10 protein-coding genes are annotated in these 15,586 nt (G+C 64.8%); 8 read left to right on the forward strand and 2 right to left on the reverse strand.

Features of this window, described 5'->3' with window-relative positions; all coding sequences use genetic code 11:
* Positions 1-127: 127 nt before the first annotated feature.
* Positions 128-1,531, reverse strand: a complete 1,404-nt coding sequence (locus tag QRQ56_RS12860; RefSeq protein WP_438740431.1) for an MFS transporter — start codon at positions 1,529-1,531, stop codon at positions 128-130.
* A 375-nt stretch (positions 1,532-1,906) separates the two neighbouring features.
* Here QRQ56_RS12860 and QRQ56_RS12865 point away from each other — a divergent pair, with 375 nt between their 5' ends.
* Positions 1,907-3,142: an LLM class flavin-dependent oxidoreductase gene (locus tag QRQ56_RS12865; RefSeq protein WP_094894507.1), complete on the forward strand. Its 1,236-nt coding sequence runs from the start codon at positions 1,907-1,909 to the stop codon at positions 3,140-3,142.
* A gap of 245 nt (positions 3,143-3,387) precedes the next feature.
* Positions 3,388-4,764, forward strand: coding sequence for a cytochrome P450 (locus tag QRQ56_RS12870; protein WP_438740433.1), 1,377 nt, complete (start codon positions 3,388-3,390; stop codon positions 4,762-4,764).
* 256 nt (positions 4,765-5,020) lie between these two features.
* Here the strand turns inward: QRQ56_RS12870 and QRQ56_RS12875 are convergent, their stop codons facing one another.
* A complete protein-coding gene (locus QRQ56_RS12875; RefSeq protein ID WP_438740435.1) occupies positions 5,021-5,860 on the reverse strand; it encodes an SDR family NAD(P)-dependent oxidoreductase in 840 nt (279 codons plus the stop codon).
* Between the two features lie 179 nt (positions 5,861-6,039).
* Here QRQ56_RS12875 and QRQ56_RS12880 point away from each other — a divergent pair, with 179 nt between their 5' ends.
* The 6 genes from QRQ56_RS12880 (at position 6,040) to QRQ56_RS12905 (ending at position 15,564) form a co-directional block, all read left to right on the forward strand.
* Positions 6,040-7,005: a sensor histidine kinase gene (locus QRQ56_RS12880; RefSeq protein WP_438740437.1), complete on the forward strand. Its 966-nt coding sequence runs from the start codon at positions 6,040-6,042 to the stop codon at positions 7,003-7,005.
* Between the two features lie 221 nt (positions 7,006-7,226).
* A complete protein-coding gene (locus QRQ56_RS12885) occupies positions 7,227-8,963 on the forward strand; it encodes a putative bifunctional diguanylate cyclase/phosphodiesterase (RefSeq protein WP_438741460.1) in 1,737 nt (578 codons plus the stop codon).
* Positions 8,964-9,190: 227 nt separating this feature from the next.
* Positions 9,191-10,630 (forward strand): sigma-54 interaction domain-containing protein, encoded by a 1,440-nt coding sequence (locus QRQ56_RS12890; RefSeq protein WP_438740439.1) that lies wholly within the window; start codon positions 9,191-9,193, stop codon positions 10,628-10,630.
* A gap of 198 nt (positions 10,631-10,828) precedes the next feature.
* Positions 10,829-12,139: an MFS transporter gene (locus QRQ56_RS12895; protein WP_438740441.1), complete on the forward strand. Its 1,311-nt coding sequence runs from the start codon at positions 10,829-10,831 to the stop codon at positions 12,137-12,139.
* Between the two features lie 108 nt (positions 12,140-12,247).
* A complete protein-coding gene (locus QRQ56_RS12900) occupies positions 12,248-14,275 on the forward strand; it encodes an acyl CoA:acetate/3-ketoacid CoA transferase (protein ID WP_438740442.1) in 2,028 nt (675 codons plus the stop codon).
* 104 nt (positions 14,276-14,379) lie between these two features.
* Positions 14,380-15,564, forward strand: a complete 1,185-nt coding sequence (locus tag QRQ56_RS12905) for a substrate-binding domain-containing protein (protein WP_438740444.1) — start codon at positions 14,380-14,382, stop codon at positions 15,562-15,564.
* Positions 15,565-15,586: the final 22 nt, after the last annotated feature.

Consider the following 15,586-nt stretch of genomic DNA (forward strand, 5'->3'; position numbering starts at 1 on the left):
CGTTCAACGTCCAGCCAAACCAGATAGTTGCTGCGCTGCAAAATAAAAAGACCGTGCGCTGTCAATCAGATGAAAATCGCCGGAAATCCCCGGGGAATCCTCACGTATTAACCGCAATGCCTCAACTTCATGCAGTCGCGCGACGCAGCCACGACAGAAATGCGGCGCAGATCATGATTAATGTCACAAACAGCACGAGCGAGATCAGAAATCCTGCGCGCGCTGATTGCAGCGCTTCGACCGCGAAGTACACCGCGCCGATTGCGGCCACTCCGGCCGCATTTCCGATCTGGGCCGTGGTGCCGTAGATGCCGGAGGCCGAGCCCGCCGCGACGGGCTTTACGGTCGAGAGCACCGCGCCCGAAAGAGGCGCCATCACCAATCCCTGGCCGTAGCCGAAGATGATCATGGTGAGCGCGAGCAGCAGCGGCGACGGCGCATCCACGTAACCCACGACGAGCGCGAGCGCGGCGAGGCCTGCGATCTGCACGGCGCAGCCTTCGATCAACACTTTGGTGCCGCGATGCCGCGCCCGCACGCCGCTGTGACGCGACGCCACGACGAAGGCGAGCGCAAGCGGGAGGAAAGCCATGCCGGCCGCGAGCGGCGGGATATCGAGGCCGCGCTGCATGAACAGCGTCATGACGAGATAGAACGAGAGATTGGCGAGAAAGAAGAACAAGGCTGCGCCGAGCCCCCGCAGGAAAGCAGCGTCGGACAGCAGCGTGGGGTCGATCAGCGGCATGCCCGTGCGCGCAATGGCTTGCTCCAGCTTCAAGAAAGCGGCCAGGATGATGCCGCCGAGCGCCATCACCGCCCACAACCAGGGCGTCCAGCCGAGGTCGTGACCGAACAGTAGCGGGCCAATCAGGCACAGCAGCCCCGCGAACAGGACCACGCTGCCTTTGATATCGAGCCTTGTCCCAGAGCGGCGCGGCACCGACGGCATGGTGCGCCAGGCGGCGAAGGCAATGACAAGCCCGCTGGGCACATTGACGAAGAACACCGAACGCCAGCCGGTGCCGGCAAGATTAGCCGCGGTCAGAAGGCCGCCGAGCAGGAAGCCTGCGGCGCCAGCCAGCCCCAGCACGATGCCATAGATGGCGAAGGCGCGGCTGCGCTGGCCGTCCGTGAACAGCAGGTGCAGCGTCGCCAGCACTTGAGGCACCATCAGCGCCGCGGTCGCGCCCTGCGCCAGCCGGGCGATGATCAGCTCCAGGCCGGATTGCGCGAGGCCGCACCACAGCGACGTCAGGGTGAAGCCAAGCACGCCGGCGAGGAACACGTTCCTGGTGCCGTGAATGTCGCCGAGACGGCCGCCGGTGACGACCAGCGTGGCATAGGCGATCAGGTAGATCGCGATCACGGATTCGATCTGCGCCGGCGTCGCCCGCAGATCGACCGCAATGGTGGGAATGGCGACGTTCACGATGAAGGCATCGACGCCGAACATGAACTGTGCGGCCACCACGATCGCCAGCACCCACCAGCGGCGGGTCGAATCGATTGGCTGTGTGACGATTTGATGCATCGGTAGAGGCCTCGGGAGGTTCGCCGATGATTGCAGACGGCATGCCGCGCCGCGATTACCTCGCAGGTAGGATCGACGCTCTCTCAGTACGTCATTGCGAGCGCAGCGAAGCAATCCAGAGTCTCTCCGCGGATGCATTTCTGGATTGCTTCGCTGCGCTCGCAATGACGCTGAGGGGTCCGAAAACCTTAACCACCTCCGTCACCGCGGAGAGCCCCTCACCCGACCCTCCACCCGCAAGCGGAAGCGGAGAAGAGGCAGCTTCATCGCATGCCTGCATTCCGCAACACGGGACATGGCGCGATTGCGTTTGCTGCCTCCGGCACGTAGCTTCACCCTCTCAACAAACAGAAAATCAAAGCCGGAGAGAACGCCATGGCGCGCCTGAAGTTCGGAGCCTTTCTTGCCCCGCATCACCCGATCGGGGAGCATCCGATGCTCCAGTTCCGGCGCGATCTCGACCTGGTCGAGCAGCTCGACGCGCTCGGTTATGACGAGTTCTGGTGCGGCGAGCATCATTCCTCAGGCTGGGAGATGATCGCGTCGCCCGAGATGTTCCTGGCCGCGGCCGGTGAGCGCACCAAGCGGATCAAGCTCGGCACCGGCGTGGTGTCGCTGCCCTATCACCATCCCTACAACGTCGCCCAGCGCATGGTGCAGCTCGACCACATGACCGGTGGCCGCGCCATCTTCGGCTCCGGCCCCGGCGCGCTCGCCTCCGACGCGCATACGCTCGGCATCGACCCGATGACGCAGCGCGACCGCCAGGACGAGGCGATCGGCGTGATCCGCCGCCTGTTCAACGGCGAGCGCGTCACCGCGAAGAGCGACTGGTTCACCATGAACGATGCCGCATTGCAGATCCTGCCGTTGCAGGAGGAGATGCCGTTCGTGGTGGCCTCGCAGATCTCGCCCTCGGGCATGACGCTCGCCGGCAAATATGGCTGCGGCATCATCTCGCTGGGCTCGATGACGACGCAGGGGCTGATGTCGCTGCAGCAGCAATGGCAGTTCGCCGAGGATGCCGCGAAGAAGCACGGCACCAAGGTCGACCGCGCCAACTGGCGCGTGCTGCTGACCTTCCACATCGCCGAGACCCGCGAGCAGGCCCGCAAGGAAGCCGGTGCCGGGCTGATGCGCTGGCACAACGAATATAATGTCGGCACGCTGCAGCGGCCGGGGCTGACCGCGTTCTCATCGCCGGACGAGGCGGTGGACAAGACCGCCTTCGTCGAGGGCGCCGCATCCACCATCGGCACGCCCGACGATCTCGTCAAAACCATCAAGAACGTGATGCAGGTGTCCGGCGGCGTCGGCGCCATCATCGGCTTCGTGCACGACTGGGCCAACCCGGAAGCCACGCGCCGGAGCTGGGACATGGTCGCGCGCTACGTCGTGCCCGAGATCAACGGCTATATCGACGGCCTGCGCCGGTCGCAAAAATTCGTGATCGAGAACCGCGCGATCTTCGAGCGCGCGGGACAGGCCGTGATGGCCAAGATCATGGAGAACGAGAAGGCCGCCGAGGCGCTGAAGGTGACGGGCCCCGGCCGCGTCGCCATTCCCGCCGTCAACGCGCCGGACCTGCAGAAGGAGGCGGCGAAGCGGTAGGACGCGCTCAGTTCGTCGTCCCGGGGCGCGCCTAGCGCGAACCCGGGACCCATAGCCACAGGACGTGGTTTTACGAAGACTCGGAGTTACCAGCCCCGCGCCATAACTTCTTCCTGGGGGTTATGGGTCCCGGCGTTCGCCGGGACGACAGCGGTGGGTGTGACGACTTTGTGCGTTACACGACCGCAGCTCATCGCGACCAGATCGTGCTATGTTCGTGGGGCCTGCCAATCGGAGCAATCGTCATGTCGATGCAGAATGTGGCCGCAACGGCGCCCGACTACACCGCGCCCAAACGCAACGCCCTGACGCACATTCCCGGTGACGAAGGCTGGCCGATCGTCGGCAAGACCTTCCAGGTGCTGGCCGATCCCAAAGGCCATATCGAGGCGAACGGCGCCAAATATGGCCCGGTCTACCGCACCCATGTATTCGGCGAGACCAATGTCGTGCTGCTCGGGCCCGAGGCCAACGAGCTCGTGATGTTCGACCAGCAGAAGCTGTTTTCCTCGACTCATGGCTGGAACAAGGTGCTCGGCCTGCTGTTCCCGCGCGGACTGATGCTGCTCGACTTCGACGAGCACCGGCTGCATCGCAAGGCGCTGTCGGTCGCGTTCAAGTCCGGGCCGATGAAATCCTACCTGGCCGACCTCGATCGCGGCATCTCGGCGCGGGTCGCGCAGTGGAGGGCCAAGCCCGGCGAGATGCAGCTTTATCCGGCGATGAAGCAGCTCACGCTCGATCTCGCGGCGGCCTCGTTCCTCGGCGCCGACATCGGGCCGGAGGTCGACGAGATCAACCGCGCTTTCGTCGACATGGTCGCGGCCGCCGTCGCGCCGATCCGCCGTCCCCTGCCCGGCACGCAGATGGCGGCCGGCGTCAGGGGCCGCAAGCGCATCGTCGCCTATTTCCGCGAGCAGATCCCGCTCCGCCGCGGCAATCACGGCGGCGACGATCTGTTCTCGCAGCTCTGCCGCGCCACCCATGAGGACGGCGCGCTCTTGTCCGAGCAGGACATCATCGACCACATGAGCTTCCTGATGATGGCGGCGCACGACACGCTGACCTCGTCGCTGACCTCCTTCGTCGGCGAGCTCGCCGCCAATCCGGACTGGCAGGATCGCTTGCGCGCCGAAGTTCTCGCGCTCGGGCTGGCGCCGGGCGCGCCCAGCAGTTTCGACGATCTCGAGAAGATGCCGCTGTCGGAGATGGCGTTCAAGGAAGCGCTGCGGATCAAGCCGCCGGTGCCCTCGATGCCGCGCCGCGCGATGCGCGATTTCACCTTCAAGGGCTTCACGATTCCCGCCGGCACCGCGGTCGGCGTCAATCCGCTCTACACCCATCACATGAAGGACATCTGGCCGGAGCCGGACCGCTTCGATCCCCTGCGCTTCACCGAGGAGGCACAGCGGAGCCGACACCGCTTCGCCTGGGTCCCGTTCGGCGGCGGCGCGCATATGTGCCTCGGCCTGCACTTCGCCTACATGCAGGCGAAATGCTTCGCGCGGCACTTCCTGCAGAACCTCGAAGTGTCGCTGGAGCCCGGCTACAAGCCGGACTGGCAGATGTGGCCGATCCCGAAGCCCAGGGACGGGCTGAAGGTGCGGGTGAAGGCGGTGTGAGCGACGGCCTCCGTGTCCCGGACGCGCGAAGCGCGAGCCGGGACCCAGAATGTCGCGGCACGTTGTGCGTGAAAGAGATGGGCCCCGGCTCTGCGGAGCGGCACTTCGCGCCGCACCGCGTCCGGGGCACGAGACCCCGCCGGGATCGCAGGTCTCCCAGGGTGGGCAAAGGCGCGGAGCGCCGTGCCCACGAATTCTTGCCAATCACGCGCAAATCGTGGGCACGCTTCGCTTTGCCCACCCTACGGCACCTCCGCTACCCTCCCTGATCGAACGCCTTGCGCAAGGCTACGTAGCCCTGCTGTTGCTGGCTCCAATTGCGGCCGCCGGTCATGGCGCCGTCGACGACGAGGTCGTGGCCGTTGATGAAGCTGGATTCGTCGCTGGCCAGGAACAATGCGGCCTGGGCAATGTCGTCGGGCAGGCCGGCGCGCGGGATTGGCTGCGCGGTCTTGTAGACCTCGCGCATCACCGCCGGCGTCTTCTCCGCGGCGTCGGTCGACAGCCCCAACGCCTTGCCGAAAATGCCGGTCGCGATCGCGCCGGGCGAGATCGCGTTCACCCGCACATTGGTTTCACCGAGCTCCATCGCCACGCATTTGGTCAGATGGATCACCGCCGCCTTGGCCGCGCTATAGACCATCGAGGACGAAAAGCCGGCGAGGCGTCCGGCGATGCTGCCATTGTTGATGATGCTGCCGCTGCCCTGCTGCTTCATGACGGGCGCGGCGTGCTTCATGCCGAGCATGACGCTGCGCACCAGCGTCGCCATCGCCGCGTCGAAGCGCTCGACCTCGAGGCCCTCGATGCCGCCGGTCTGCGCCGGGCCACCGGCATTGTTGAACAGACAGTCGATCCGGCCGAACTTGTCCACGGAGAGCGCGATCAGAGCCTCCATCTGCGCTTCGACCGTCACGTCGGTCTGCCGGAAGATGCAATTGGCCCCGAGCCGCGATGCCAGCGCCTCGCCTTCCGGTATGCGCCGGCCCGCGATCACAATTTTGGCACCTTCGGCAACGAAGACTTCCGCAGTGCGCAATCCGATCCCGCTCGTCGCTCCCGTAATCACCGCAACCTTGCCGTCCAACCTGCCCATGGGATGTTCCTGTTTTCGAACGATTTGATGCCAAATGGCGAACATCGACTGCTGTCATCGCAGCGATGGTCACTATTCCTGCCCGCCTCCCGCAAGGCAAGCTATGCTCGTGCGGACGGGATGCGTAACATCTTCACGGGCCGATTGAATTTCGAACGCTTATCGCAACTGAGCTGCGCATGGGGAAGCTGATCGACGAATTCCGCAAGGGCTGGCAGGGCACGGCGCCGCCATCGCTCGGCCTCAGCATTGCCTTTGCGGTGGCCTGCCTGCTGGTTGCGACGCTGGCGCGCTGGGCGCTGGCCCATGTGCGGCCGGACGTCTACTTCACGCCGTATTTTCCGGCCGTGTTCTTTGCCGCCGCGTTCGGCGGCTTCCGCATCGGCATCATCACGGCGCTGGTCGGCGGCGTGCTCGGCGTCGTCGTGAATTTCAGCGATGCCATGGCCGACCACGCCCGGTTTGCGCTGCTTGCGCTCTATTGGGCGGTCTCCGCGCTCACCATCTGGGGCGTCGAGCACTACCGCACCATGCTGGCGGAGCAGCGCCGGATCTCCAAGCGCCTGATCGAGGAGGAAGAATATCGCACGCTGCTGGTCGACGAGCTCCAGCACCGGCTGAAGAACAAGCTGTCGACCGTGCATGCCGTGCTGCATCAGGTGCTGCATGACCAGCCGCAGGTCTGGGCCCGGATCGATCCGCGGCTGCGCTCGCTGGCCGCGACGGACGATCTGATCTCGCGGATCGATAAGGCCGGCTGCGACATCCGCGACCTCCTGATCTCGGAGCTTGGCCCCTACGGCCATGTCCGCTTCACCCTCAATGGAGATCGGCTGTTCCTGCCGCCGAAGCTCGCGGTGACGCTGTCATTGATGTTTCACGAGCTCGCCACCAATGCGGGCAAGTACGGCGCGTTTTCTTCACCGCGCGGCCTGCTGCAGGTGTCCTGGACCATCAGCGACGATCGCCTGACCATCACCTGGGACGAAAATGAGGGACCGAGCGTGGGCACGGTGTCCGAACCCGGCTTCGGCACCAAGCTGCTGAAATCGGCCCTGTCGGCCTTCGATGGCCGAACCGAGATCTCCTATTTGAAGACCGGGCTGCATTGCATCATGCAGTGTCGAATCCCGCAAAGCGAATAGCATCGCGCGCCAAGCGAAAGCGCAACCCGCGCGATCGCCGCCGTTTCGCGTCCGCCGTTGACGCTCTGTTAATGACGATCGTCGGCGTACCTCGCATCGTCGCGAGTTTCCCCCAAAACACCCCCGTATTTCTCCGGAGCCCTTAACCAAACTTAAGAGGGAACCACGCAAGATTGTGCTCATTGCAAAAGCGCGCTGAAACAACAAGATTCATGACTTCTATGAACGACAACAAATATTCCGGCGCGAGCGAAGCCGAACTCGGATTCCTCAAGGAAATCGTTAGAATGCTGCCCGCCGGTCTGACCGTGCAGGATGCGCATGGCGAGCTTCTGCTGGTTAACGACGCCGCCGCCGCGCAGCTCGGCATGGACGGCAGCCGCCCCTCACCCGATCTTTCGCCGCGCCGCGAAGCCTGCCGCCAGGCTCTCAGCGCCGGCCGGCCCGTCGTCACCGAGGAGGCGCTTCACGGCGGCGGCGCCCGCCAGGTGCTGCTCACCACGCATCGTCCCGTCCGCCTCGCCGGACGCGAGCTCCTGATCTCGGCGTCCTCCGACATCACCGAGCAGAAGAATTTCGAAGACCAGCTGTTTCGCTCGGCCTATTTCGACGAGCTGACCGGCTTGCCCTCCAGGCGCGTGATCGAACATCGCGCCGGCAGTCTGCTTTCGGAGAGAAGCGGCGGCGATCGTTTCGCGCTGGCCTTTCTCGACGTCGACAATTTCAAGCACATCAACGACTATTACGGCCACGCAGTCGGCGACGCGCTGCTGGTCGAACTGTCGAAGCGGCTTGGACGCGACCTGCGCGATTCGGACATGCTATCGCGCATCTCGGGCGACGAATTCCTGCTGCTGCTCTGCCCGATCCAGAGCCACGAGGAAGTCGCCGAATTCATGCAGTCGACGCTGGAGCGGCTGACCGCCCCGTTCTTCATCGACAATTCGGAGCTGTTCGCCTCCACTTCGGTCGGCATCAGCCTCTATCCCGATCACGGCCGCAGCTTCGAGACGCTGCGCCAGAACGCCGACATCGCGATGTATCGCGTCAAGAACGACGGCAAGGGATCGGCCGCCTTCTTCGACTCCAGCATGGAGCGCGAGGCGCTGGCGCGGATGAAGATCGAGCAGTCGCTGCGGCTCGCCATCCTGGAGAAGCGCTTCTGCTGCGCCTTCCAGTCCAAAGTCGACATCCGCACCCAGGCGGTGAAGGGCATCGAGGCCTTGGTGCGCCTGCGCGACGACGAAGGCGTGATCCAGGCGCCCGGCTCGTTCATCAACCTCGCGAGCGAGCTCGGCCTGATCGACGAGCTCACGCACCTCGTGCTCGCCGAGATCGTCAAGTCGATCGACCTGATCAACGAGACCTTCGGCGCCGAAGCGACCATCAGCATCAACGTCGCCGCCAAGCAGGCCGGCAATCCCGAATTCATGCGCAGCTTCGCGCGGGCGCTGGAAGAGACCGGCTTTCCCCAGCGCTTCATGATCGAGGTGACGGAAGACGCCTTCGTCGCCAAGAATCACTTCCAGGCCGAGATCCTGCCGATGTTCCGCAAGCTCGGCGTCGGCATCTCGATCGACGATTTCGGCACCGGCTATTCCTCGCTGTCGGCGCTCGCTGACATCACCGCTGACGAGATCAAGATCGACCGCTCCTTCATCACCGACATCCATAAGCGCCCGCGCAACCAGGGCATCCTGCGCGCGATCGAATCCTTAAGCGAGGCGCTCGGCATGACCGTGATCGCCGAAGGCATCGAGACCTACGAGGAGCTGACCTATCTGCAGGCCGCGACCAAGATCCGCTACGCCCAGGGCTATTACTTCTCGCGGCCGATCTTCCTGGAGGAGCTGAAGCTGGCAACGCCCGCGTCCAGCGAGTCGCGCGCCAGCGTCGCCAGCCGCCCGCACCAGCAGAACCGCCAGGGCTATTCGCGGGCGAGCGGATATCGGCGGTAGGGCTGCGCGGAGCGCTGTCGTCCCGGGGCGCGAAGCGAACCCGGGACCCATAACCACAGGGCGTAGTTATGAAGTGACCTGCCAACTCCGAATCTTCGCCAAACTATGCCCTGTAGTTATGGGTCGCTTGTCCGGGACGACGACCGAGTGTGGGGCGCGGCCCAATTCCCCCTTTGAAATTGCTGACCTTTTGGTAATACACAGACGGACTTCCGCCGGGATATGTCATGTCCGCCTCCTCCTCGATCAGCGACCCCGCCTATCTCCGTGCGCGCGCGATGGAGACGCTGTTCGAGCGGCTGGAAAAGCTCTGCGAAGGCGCGATCGCGATCGACCGCGGCGGGCGCGTCGTCTACGTCAACGAAAAATATCTCGCCGCGCTCGGCCTTACGCGCATCAGCGAGGCGATGGGCCGGCCGATCGAGGAGGTCATCCCGAATAGCCTGATGCGCAAGGTGGCCGAGACCGGCGAGCCGATCCTGCTCGACATCATGGAGCTCGGCGGCGAGCAGCTCGTCGTCACGCGCATGCCGATCGAGGACGAGAACGGGACGGTGATCGGCGCCATCGGCTTCGTGCTCTATGATCACCTCGAAAGCCTGAAGCCGCTGCTTGCGCGCGTCGCCCAGCTCGAGAGCGATCTGCGGCTGGCGCGGCGGCAATTGTCCAACGCCCGCGCGGCACGCTTCACCTTCGCCGACTTCGTCGGCACCACGCCCGCCATCGCGCGGGCCAAGGAGCTGGCGGGCCGCGCCGCGCGGCAGAGCGTCACCGTGCTGCTCACCGGCGAGACCGGAACGGGCAAGGAGATGCTGGCGCAGGCGATCCACAACGCCTCCTCGCGCGCGGACAAGCCGTTCGTCAGCGTCAACGTCGCCGCGATCCCGGAAACGCTGATCGAATCGGAGTTCTTCGGCACCGCGCCGGGCGCCTATACCGGCGCCGACCGCAGGGGGCGCGAGGGCAAATTCCGCATCGCCGACGGCGGCACGCTGTTCCTCGACGAGATCGGCGAGATGCCGCTGCAATTGCAGTCCAAGCTGCTGCGCGTGTTGCAGGAGCGCGAAATCGAGCCGCTCGGCTCGGACAAGATCTCCAAGGTCGACGTGCGCGTGGTCGCCGCGACCAACGTGGATCTGCGCAAGCGAGTCAGCGACGGCGCGTTCCGGCCCGATCTCTATTACCGGCTGAACGTGCTCTCGATCGAGCTGCCTCCCTTGCGCGACTGCCTCGACGATCTCCCCGAGATCAGCGCCCGGCTGCTCGACGACATCAGCGCTTCCGGCGACTACATCAAGGCCAAGATCACCCCGAGCGCGCTCGCCGCACTCGCGCGCTACGACTGGCCCGGCAACGTTCGCGAGCTCCGCAACATCCTGGAGCGGGCGCTGATCCTCAGCGATTCCGGGCGGCTCACCGGCGAGGATGTCGCGCGCATCCTTCCCGTCGGCACCGAGGCCAGGCCCGCTTCATCCGCCCGCCCGGCCGGCCTCGTCGTGCCCTATGCCGAGGCCGAGGCGGAGTTCGAGAAGCACACGCTCGAACAGGCGCTCGCCGCCAGCAACGGCCAGATCACCGAGGCCGCCAAGATGCTGCGGATCTCGCGCGCGACCTTCTACAAGAAGCTCGCCAAGTTCGGCCTCGCCGCGGGACCGGCCTCCGTCTGAGTTTCGAGACACGCAGGTGTCCGGAGTCTCGGATTCCGGACACGCCGCCGCGCCGCGCGTTCCGCCCGTGACGACGGAAATTGCCGTGTTTTCAGCCAATTTGCGCAAACCTCCCGCATCTGGCGCGGACCTTGCTCTTCGCTTTGCACAATGACGCATGCTGCACATGCGCATTCTCAGAACCAGGGAGGACGCAGGATGAGTGAAGCGATCTCGGTCCATCAGCTTCAGGCGAGACAGCCCTCGCACGTCACGGTCGCCACCGCGAGCCTGATCGGCACGGCCATCGAGTGGTACGACTTCTTCCTCTACGGCACCGCCGCGGCGCTGATCTTCAACAAGCTGTTCTTTCCGACCTTCGACCCCATGATGGGAACGCTGCTGGCGTTCGCGACCTACGCGCTCGGCTTCATCGCGCGCCCGCTCGGCGGCATCGTGTTCGGGCATTACGGCGACAAGATCGGCCGCAAGACCATGCTGTACCTGACGCTCTTGATCATGGGCGTGGCGACGGCGGCGATCGGCTTCCTGCCGACCTACGAGACCGCCGGCATCTGGGCCGCGGTCCTGCTCGTCGCCTGCCGCCTGGTCCAAGGCTTCGGCCTCGGCGGCGAATGGGGCGGCGCGGTGCTGATGGCGGTCGAGCACGCGCCCGCGGACAAGAAGGGATTCTACGGCAGCTGGCCGCAGCTCGGCGCACCGCTCGGCCTCGTGCTCGGCACGCTGGTCTTTTCCGTGGTTTCGGCGATGCTGACCGACGCGCAGCTCTATGCCTGGGGCTGGCGCATCCCGTTCCTGTTCTCGATGGCGCTGGTGCTGGTCGGCCTGTGGATCCGCTTCACCATCGCGGAATCGCCGGAGTTTCAGAAGGTCAAGGACACCAAGCAGGAAGTGAAGATGCCGATCCTCGAGGCGATCCGCATGTATCCGAAGAACATCCTGCTCGCGATGGGCGCGCGCTTCGCCGAGAACGGTTTCTTCTACATCTACGCGACGTTCGTGCTCGCCTACGCCACGCAATCGCTCGGCATGAACAAGCAGGACATGCTCAATGGCGTCTTGATCGGCGCGGCGATCGAGACGTTCACCATTCCCGCCTTCGGCGCGCTCTCCGACCGGCTCGGACGGCGGCCGATCTATATCTTCGGGGCGGTGTTCTCGGCGTTGATGTCGTTCCCGCTGTTCATGCTGCTGTCGACCAGGAACCCGCAATATGCCTGGATCGCGATCGTGCTCGGCCTCGCCATCGGTCACGCCGCGATGTATGGGCCGCAGGCGAGCTTCCTGTCGGAGCTGTTCGGCACCAAGGTGCGCTATAGCGGTGTCTCGCTCGGTTACAACCTCGCCTCGATCTTCGCCGGCGCGCTGTCGCCGCTGATCGCGACGGGATTGATGACGGCTTACGCGCCGGCGACCTGGCCGATCTCGCTCTACATGATCGCACTGGCGATCATCACCATTGTCTCGGTCTATTTCGCCACCGAAACACGCAAGATAGTTCAGGGCTGAAGGGCCTGATCATGTCGCCTGTCGCGAGGAGCGAGCTGTTCCAGCCGCGCGCCTCGCGATAGGATCAAGCAACAACGGCATACGATCGAGGGGATCGGGAGGACCGCCGTGAGCCATCATCCAGCGCTGCCCTATTTACGCAATTCCGAGAAGGGCAAGGTCGTCACGGCGGCCGAGGCGGTCATGCTGATCCGCGACGGCGACACCGTGGCGACCGGCGGCTTCGTCGGCATCGGCTTCGCCGAGGAGATCGCGATCGCACTGGAGGAGCTCTATCTCTCTCACGAGGGCGATGCGCCCTACACGCAGGGCAAGCCGCGCAATCTGACGCTGGTCTATGCGGCGGGCCAGGGCGACGGCAAGCAGCGCGGCCTCAACCATTTTGCGCATGAGGGGCTGGTCCGCCGCGTCATCGGCGGCCATTGGGGGCTTGCTCCGAAATTGCAGCAGCTCGCGATCGCAGGCCAGATCGAGGCCTACAATTTGCCGCAGGGCGTCATCACGCACCTGTTCCGCGACATCGCCGCGCACCGGCCCGGCCACATCACCCGCGTCGGCATGGGCACCTTCGTCGACCCCCGGCACGGCGGCGGCAAGCTGAACGCGCGCACCACCGAGGATCTGGTGGAGCTGATCACGATCGGCGGCGAAGAGTGCCTGATCTACAAGACGTATCCAATTCATGTCGGAATCATCCGCGCCACCACGGGCGATCCCGACGGCAACCTCACCATGGAGAAGGAGGCGCTGACGCTCGAAGCGCTCGCCATCGCCATGGCGGCGCATAATTCCGGCGGCATCGTCATCGCCCAGGTCGAGCGCGTGGCCGAGGCCGGCAGCCTCAATCCGCGCCAGGTCAAGATTCCCGGCATCCTCGTCGACTGCGTCGTGGTGGCCAGGCCGGAGAATCACTGGCAGACCTTCGGCACCCAATACAATCCGGCTTTCTCCAGCGAGATCCGCGTCCGCGCCGCGTCGCTGCCGGTGATGCCGGTCAGCGAACGCAAGATCATCGCGCGGCGCGCCGCGCTCGAGCTCAAGGCCAACAGCGTCGTCAATCTCGGCATCGGCATGCCCGAAGGGATCGCTTCGGTCGCGAACGAAGAGCGGATCATCGATCTCATCACGCTGACGGCAGAGCCCGGCGTGATCGGCGGCATTCCCGCAAGCGGCATCGATTTCGGCGCGGCGATCAACACGCAGGCGGTGATCGACCAGCCCTATCAGTTCGACTTCTACGACGGCGGCGGCCTGGATGCCGCCTTCCTCGGTCTCGCCCAGGTCGATCGCGCCGGCAATCTCAATGTCAGCAAGTTCGGGCCGAAGCTCGCGGGCGCCGGCGGCTTCATCAACATCAGCCAGAACGCCAAGGAGGTCATCTTCGTCGGCACCTTCGGCGCGGGCAAGCAGCGCGTCGCGGTGAACGACGGCAAGCTCGTCATTCTCGACGAGGCCAAGTCGCGCAAATTCGTGGACAGCGTCGAGCACGTCACCTTCAGCGGCCCGTTCGCCGCCGCGCGCAAGCAGCGCGCGCTGTACATCACCGAGCGCTGCGTGTTCGAGCTGCGGCCCGATGGACTCGAGCTCACCGAGATCGCGCCCGGCATCGACGTCGAGCGCGACATTTTGCGGCTGATGGATTTCAAGCCGCTGGTCCCTCGCGATCCCGCGATCATGGACCAACGCATCTTCCACGAAGGCCTGATGGAGTTGCGCGAGCGCCTGCTCACCATCCCTCTCGACCAGCGCTTCACGCTGGACGAGCAGCAGAACCTGTTCTTCGTCAATCTGGAGCGCTATCCGCTGCGCAGCAAGGCGGAGATCGACACCATTGCCGGGATCGTCGAGGCCAGGCTCGCGCCGCTGGGCCGCCGTGTCTACGCCATCGTCAATTATGACAATTTTTCCATTCTGCCCGAGCTGATGGACGAATATTCGGCCATGGTGCGCAGCCTGGTCGATCGCTTCTACTCCGGCGTGTCGCGCTACACCACGTCGGGCTTCCTGCGCATCAAGCTCGGCGAAGCCCTGGAGAAGCGCGGCGTCGCGCCGCATATTTTCGAAAGCGCCGACGAGGCGCAATCGGACCGGCGTCAGGCCGAGGGATCTGGCGACGCGCGGCTCGCCCAAAAATGATGCAGGGGAAACGCCGACACGCTCGACCGGAAGGTTCAATTGCAATGTTCGTAGTGTTGTGCAAATCGCTGTTGCCGAGAAACTTTGAATCAGGAGGGACCATCGTGCGTCGATCATTCATCATAACAACAACCCTACTCGCACTCGCCGCGGGTACCTCCGCGCAAGCCGACGATCTCAAGGTCGCGCTGATCTACGGCAAGACCGGCCCGCTCGAGGCCTACGCCAAGCAGACCGAGGCCGGCCTGAAATTGGGTTTTGAATACGCCACCAAGGGCACCATGACGCTCGACGGTCGGAAGATCGTCATCATCACCAAGGACGACCAGGGCAAGCCGGACCTCGCCAAGGCCGCGCTCGCCGAAGCCTATCAGGACGATAAGGCCGACATCGCGATCGGCACGACCTCGTCGGCCGCGGCGCTCGCCATTCTCCAGGTCGCCGAGGAGAACAAGAAGATCCTGATCGTCGAGCCCGCCGTCGCGGACCAGATTACCGGCGAGAAGTGGAATCGCTACATCTTCCGCACCGCGCGCAACTCCTCGCAGGACGCGATCTCGAACGCGGTCGCGATCGGCAAGCAGGGCGTCACCGTCGCGACGCTGGCGCAGGACTACGCTTTCGGCCGCGACGGCGTCGCCGCCTTCAAGGAGGCACTGGCCAAGACCGGCGCGACACTGGCTGCGGAAGAATATGCGCCGACCAACACCACCGACTTCACCGCGGTCGGTCAGCGCCTATTCGACGCGTTGAAGGACAAGCCGGGCCGCAAGGTGATCTGGGTGATCTGGGCCGGCGCCGGCAATCCGCTGGCCAAGCTGCAGGACATGGACCCGAAGCGCTACGGCATCGAGCTCTCCACCGGCGGCAACATCCTGCCCGCACTCGCCGCCTATAAGGGCCTGCCCGGCATGGAAGGCGCGACCTATTACTTCTACGAGATCCCGAAGAACCCGGTGAACGACTGGCTCGTCGCCGAGCACCAGAAGCGCTTCAACGCGCCGCCGGACTTCTTCACCGCGGGCGGCTTTGCCGCCGCGATGTCCGTCGTCGCCGCCGTCACCAAGGCGAAGTCGACCGACAGCGAGAAGCTGATCAGCGCGATGGAGGGCCTGGAGTTCGACACGCCGAAGGGCAAGATGGTGTTCCGGAAAGAGGACCATCAGGCGCTGCAGAGCATGTACGCTTTCAAGGTCAAGGTCGATCCGAACGTCGCCTGGGCCGTGCTCGAGCCGGTGCGCGAGCTGAAGATCGAGGACATGGACGTTCCGATCAAGAACAAGCGCTGACCGTTCTTCACCTCCCCCGCGT

Origin of the sequence: Bradyrhizobium sp. U531 (assembly GCF_051710265.1) — a bacterium.
Taxonomy (GTDB): Bacteria; Pseudomonadota; Alphaproteobacteria; order Rhizobiales; family Xanthobacteraceae; genus Bradyrhizobium.